The following is a 5056-nucleotide window of genomic DNA, read 5'->3' as shown; positions in this document are numbered from 1 at the left end:
ACGTGGCGCCCGACTGGAGGCCGGGGTCGTCCGTGTGCACCACGACGACTCCAGGTGCCTCGTAGCCTTCGGCAGCGACCGACCGGAAGCCCCGTTCGGCGAGCAGTCCCCGGACCTTGCTGCCGAGATCGAGCTGGGCCGCGCGCAGGGACTCCATGCCACGAGCCTGGCTCTCGCGCATGATTGCCGCATTGCGCGCCAAGCCATCGGTGGGCATGGTCGCGTGATAGGCCGCACGGCCCTCGACGTAGCCGTCGGTGATCGAGAGCCACTTCTTCAGGTCCGCCGCGAAGCTGGTGGAGCTGGACGCCTCGACTGCAGCTCGCCCCCGGTCCCCGAGCATGACGTAGCCCGCGCCCGGCGTGCCGCTCCAGCCCTTCTGCGGCGCGCTGATGAGGACGTCGACGCCGGCCGCGCCCATGTCGACCCACAGCGCACCCGACGCGATGGCGTCCAGGACGAAGAGGCCGCCGGCCTCGTGCGTCGCCGCGGCCACAGCCTCCACGTAGTCGTCCGGCAGGAGCAGGCCCGCCGCCGTCTCGACGTGCGCGGCCAGGACGACGTCAGGCCGCTCCCGCCGGATCGCCTCGACGACCTCGTCCACCGGGGCGGGTGACCATGCGGCGTCACGTGCCGGGCCGTCCGGGCGCGCCTTGCACACGGTGACGTCCTTCGTCATCGACCCGGCCTCGATGATCTGGGACCAGCGGTACGAGAAGAAGCCGGTGCGGATGGCCAGCACCCGACGCCCGGTGACGAGCTGCCGCGCCACCGCCTCCATGGCGTAGGTGCCGCCGCCCGGCACGACGGCAACGCCCTCCGCGTGGTGGGTCGTCCGCAGCACGTCGACGATGTCCTGCATGACCCCGATGAACCGCTGGGACATGTGGTTCAGCGAGCGGTCCGTGAAGACGACGGAGTACTCGAGGAGGCCGCCGGGGTCGACATCAGGATGAGGGAGTTCCATGGACCCAACCTAGGGTCAGCTCACCGTCGCAGTCAGCCGAGCACCTCGTCGACGTAGCACCAGCGCCACGACTCACCCGGCTCGATGCTGCGCATCACGGGGTGCCCGGTCTCGCGGAAGTGCGAGTCGGCGTGCCGTCCCTGCGACGAGTTGCAGCAGCCGACGTGGCCGCATACCAGGCAGAGCCGAAGGTGCACCCACGACGTGCCGGCCACATGACACTCGGCGCACACTCCAGGGGAGGCGACGTCCGTCGTCAGATCGGCGCCCTGGAGGTGCTCGCACGGCGCCTCGATGGCCTCCACCGGCAGCATCTGGTCGCGCAGGCGCTCCTCGTGATCCTCGACGCGGTCGAGCATCGTCTCCTCGAGGTCGAGGGCCGCCAACACCACCCGGAGGACCTCGTGCACGGCCCGGCCCTCATCACGCAGGACGAGGACGGCCTCCCGCTCGGCGTCGAGCATCTTCATCCGCACCCGGCGGTACTGCTCGCTCGGCGTTTCCGACACGTCGGCACCCCGTCGTCCGAGCCGCTCCCACAGCTGGTTCACCCGGTCCTCCGACCGTTCGCGCAACGCCTTCCGGGTCTCCTCGTCGATGTTCGTCTCCGAGTCGAGCACAGCGAGGCCCGCGCGGGTCGCCGCCGACATGATGGTCGCGGCCTGCAGGGCGTCCTCTCGCGGGTTGGGGCCCCGGACGCCGAGGCGCCGGGCGAGGGCCGGCAGCGTCGTTCCCTGGAGGAGCAGAGTCCCGATGGTGACGACCACGGCGATGAGGATGAGCACGTCCCGGTGCGGCGTCGCGGCCGGCAGCAGCTGGGCGGCGGCGAGGGTGACCACGCCACGCATGCCGGCCCACGAGATGACCGCCGCGGCCGCCCAGCGTCCACGCTCCGGATGGTGGCGCCGCGTCAGCGCCTTGAACGGGAAGACCCACGCCGGACGGAGCAGGAGCACGACGACGAGGGTGCCGAGCGCTGCGGCCGTGATCGTGCCGGTGGACAGCTCCGACTCGCGCACGCGGTTGAGCACATGGAAGGCCTGCAGGCCGATGAGCAGGAAGACGGCGTTCTCGAGCAGGAACTGGACCGAGCGCCAGTTGATCCGTTCCGAGAGGCGCGAGGCGCCCGGCTGCGATCGAGGTGATCTGTGCCCGAGGACGAGTCCAGTCGTGACGACGGCAATGACACCGGAGGCATGCAGGTTTTCAGCCGGGACGTAGGCGGCAAACGGCGCCATGAAGGACAGCACGGTGTCGAAGGTCGCGTCGTTGCTGATCCGCTTGCGGACCTGGTCGACGATGACGGCGACGAGCAGTCCGACCGCGACCCCGCCGAGGACCGCTCGCAGGAAGTCGACCACCACGCCGCCGAAGGTCACCTCGCCCGTCGCGCTCGCCACGAGGCCCGCCGCGGCCAGCGCGGTGCGCAGCGACACGAGGGCGGTCGCATCGTTGACGAGCGACTCTCCCTCGAGGATGGAGACGATCCGCCGTGGCAGTCCGATCTGGCGCCCGACGGCGGTTGCCGCGACGGCGTCAGGGGGTGCCACGATCGCGCCGACGGCGAAGGCGACGGCGAAGGGCAGGCCGAGAAGCCACCACAGGAAGAACCCGACACCGAGGGCCGTGAACAGGACGAGCCCGACGGAGAGCATGAGGATCGCTGCCCGGTTGGCCCGGAAGTCGACGAGCGAGGTCTGGATCGCGGCGGCGTAGAGCAACGGGGGCAGCACGCCGAAGAGCACGACCTCGGGGCTCAGGGTCACCTCGGGGACGAACGGCAGGTAGGAACCGATGATCCCGACGAGGATGAGCACCAGCGGCGTGGGCAGTCCGGTCCGCTCGGACACCCAGGCGCCCACCAGCACCGTGGCAGCAACTGCGAGCAGCCCGATGGCGATCTCCACAGCGCCATCCTGCCGCAGCGCCAGCCTGATGCCGCGTCGGTCAGGCGAAGAAGGAGTGCACAGCGTCGATGACGTGCTGCTGGTCGCGCTCGGTGAGGTCGGTTGAGCAGGGCAGCGAGAGCCCCCTGTGGAACAGGTCGTCGCCGACCCCGCCACCCAGGACGGGGGTCTCGGCGAAGGGCGGCTGCGCGTGTAGTGGGCGCCACAGGGCTCTCGCTCCGACCCCGTGGTCGTCCAGGTGGGCCAGCAGGTCGTCCCGGCCCCGGCCGGACGCCTCACCGACGAGTACCGAGTAGAGCCAGTACGTCGCGTCAAGGCCGGCCACCCGCGGCGGCAGGTCGAGGGGCAGTCCCTTGAGCGCCTCGTCGTAGCGCTCAGCGATGCGGTGCTTCGCGGCCACGAAGTCGTCCAGCCGCTCCAGCTGCGCGAGCCCGAGACCGGCTGCGATGTTGGTCAGGCGGTAGTTGTAGCCGACCTCGTCATGGAGGTAGCCCACATCGGGCACCTTCGCCTGCGTCGTGAGGTGCCGGGCCCGCGCAGCCAGCTCGTCGTCGTCGGTGACGATCATGCCGCCGCCACCCGTCGTCGCGATCTTGTTGCCGTTGAAGGAGAAGCAGCCGACCCGCCCGACGGTCCCCGTGTGCTTCCCGGAGAACCGGCCCGCCGACCAGCCAGCCCCGAGCGACTCCGCCGCGTCCTCGAGGACGGCGACGCCGTGCCGCGAGCACGCGTCGACAATGGGTTCCATCTGAGCGGGCTGGCCGAGCACGTGGACCACCTCGACGACCTTGGGCAGCGGCTCCCCCGCCGAGGCGCGACGGTCGAGCTCGCCCCCGAGGAGCGCTGGGTCGAGGTTCCACGTCCGGGTCTCGGAGTCGACGAACACCGGCCGGGCGCCGAGGTAGGCGATGGGGTTGACCGACCCGACGAAGGTGAAGTCGGAGCAGAACACCTCATCGCCGCGCTCCACCCCGAGCAGGATGAGACCGATGTGGATCGCGGCCGTGCCGGTGGCGCACGCCACTGCATGCCGGGCCCCAACCCGGTGGGCGAAGCGGTCCTCGAACTCGGCCACGAAGGGACCCACGGACGACACGTAGCCGGACTCCACGGCCTCGACCACGTAGTGGCGCTCGAGCGCGCCGATGTTGGGCACCGCGAGCGGGATCGTCCCGGCGACGCGCGCACCCGGGGCGTGCGCCTCGCGCGCTCCCCCACCGGCCTCGAGCCGCCCAGTCATCGGGGGCGTCATCGGTGGTACCGCGCAGCCGTCTCGAGGTCGACGCGAGGCCGGAGCCACTCGGCCGTCCGGGCCAGGCCCTCCTCGAGGGACACCACAGGCGCCCAGCCGAGCACGTCGTTGGCACGCGTCGGGTCCGACAGGAGGACCTGCACCTCGGACCCCTCCGGACGGATCCGCGCCTGCTCGGTCACGATCTCGGCCGTGCTGCCAGTGACGGTCCGGCACAGGTCGACGACCGCGCCGATCGACACGGTTCGCCCGGTGCCGAGCTGGATCGTCGTGCCCGGGGCCACGTTGGTGAGCGCAGCCCGGATGAAGCCGTCGGCCGTGTCGGTGACGAAGGTGAAGTCGCGCTTCGGCGTGACGTCGCCCAGGCGCACCTCGTCAGCGCCGGCGAGCAGCTGTGACAGGACGGTAGGGATGACCGCCCGGGCCGACTGGCGCGGACCGAACGTGTTGAACGGCCGCAGCGTCATGACGGGCGTCTGGAAGGACAGCGCATACGACTCGCACAGCTTGTCGGCGGCGATCTTCGTCGCCGAGTAGGGCGACTGCCCTCGCAGGGGGTGCGACTCGGTGATCGGCACCTGTTCGGGCGTGCCGTAGACCTCCGACGTCGAGGTGTTGACCATCCGCGGCGTCCCGTGCCGCCGCACCGCCTCCAGGACGTTGAGCGTGCCGATGACGTTCGTCTCGACGTAGGACCGCGGCGCCACGTAGGAGAACGGGATCGCGATGAGCGCGGCGAGGTGCAGGACGACGTCGGCGCCCTCGACGGACGCGGCGACGTGCTCCGGGTCGCGGATGTCGCCGAGGACGACCTCGGCCTGCCCGTCCCGCAGCGCCTGCGCGAAGACGTCGCTCTGGTCCAGCCACCCCAGGGAACCGTTGGAGTTGTAGAGGCAGAACGCCCGCACCTGCGCGCCGTCAGCAAGCAGC

General features: G+C 71.0%; 4 protein-coding genes. All 4 read right to left on the bottom strand.

The window, feature by feature from the left end; translation table 11 throughout:
• Positions 1-967: pyridoxal-phosphate-dependent aminotransferase family protein (locus VIR15_RS13140; RefSeq protein ID WP_331928316.1), on the bottom strand; the 967-nt coding region annotated here is incomplete at its 3' end.
• A gap of 32 nt (positions 968-999) precedes the next feature.
• Positions 1000-2874: a Na+/H+ antiporter gene (locus VIR15_RS13135; protein WP_331928314.1), complete on the bottom strand. Its 1875-nt coding sequence runs from the start codon at positions 2872-2874 to the stop codon at positions 1000-1002.
• A gap of 40 nt (positions 2875-2914) precedes the next feature.
• Positions 2915-4126: a DegT/DnrJ/EryC1/StrS family aminotransferase gene (locus VIR15_RS13130; RefSeq protein ID WP_331928312.1), complete on the bottom strand. Its 1212-nt coding sequence runs from the start codon at positions 4124-4126 to the stop codon at positions 2915-2917.
• Positions 4123-5056, bottom strand: a 934-nt coding sequence (locus VIR15_RS13125) for a GDP-mannose 4,6-dehydratase (protein WP_331928310.1), incomplete at its 5' end; no start/stop codon positions are given. The genes VIR15_RS13125 and VIR15_RS13130, both read right to left, overlap by 4 nt.

This window comes from Intrasporangium sp. (genome assembly GCF_036566125.1).
GTDB lineage: Bacteria > Actinomycetota > Actinomycetes > Actinomycetales > Dermatophilaceae > Intrasporangium.
The sequence above is the reverse complement of the archived record's forward strand: the minus strand, read 5'-3'. Positions and strand labels throughout refer to the sequence as shown.

What these genes read in the sequence shown, in the direction of transcription:
- VIR15_RS13130 (WP_331928312.1), bottom strand. Translation starts at nt 4,126, where the DNA reads ATGACGCCCCCGATGACTGGGCGGCTCGAGGCCGGTGGGGGAGCGCGC.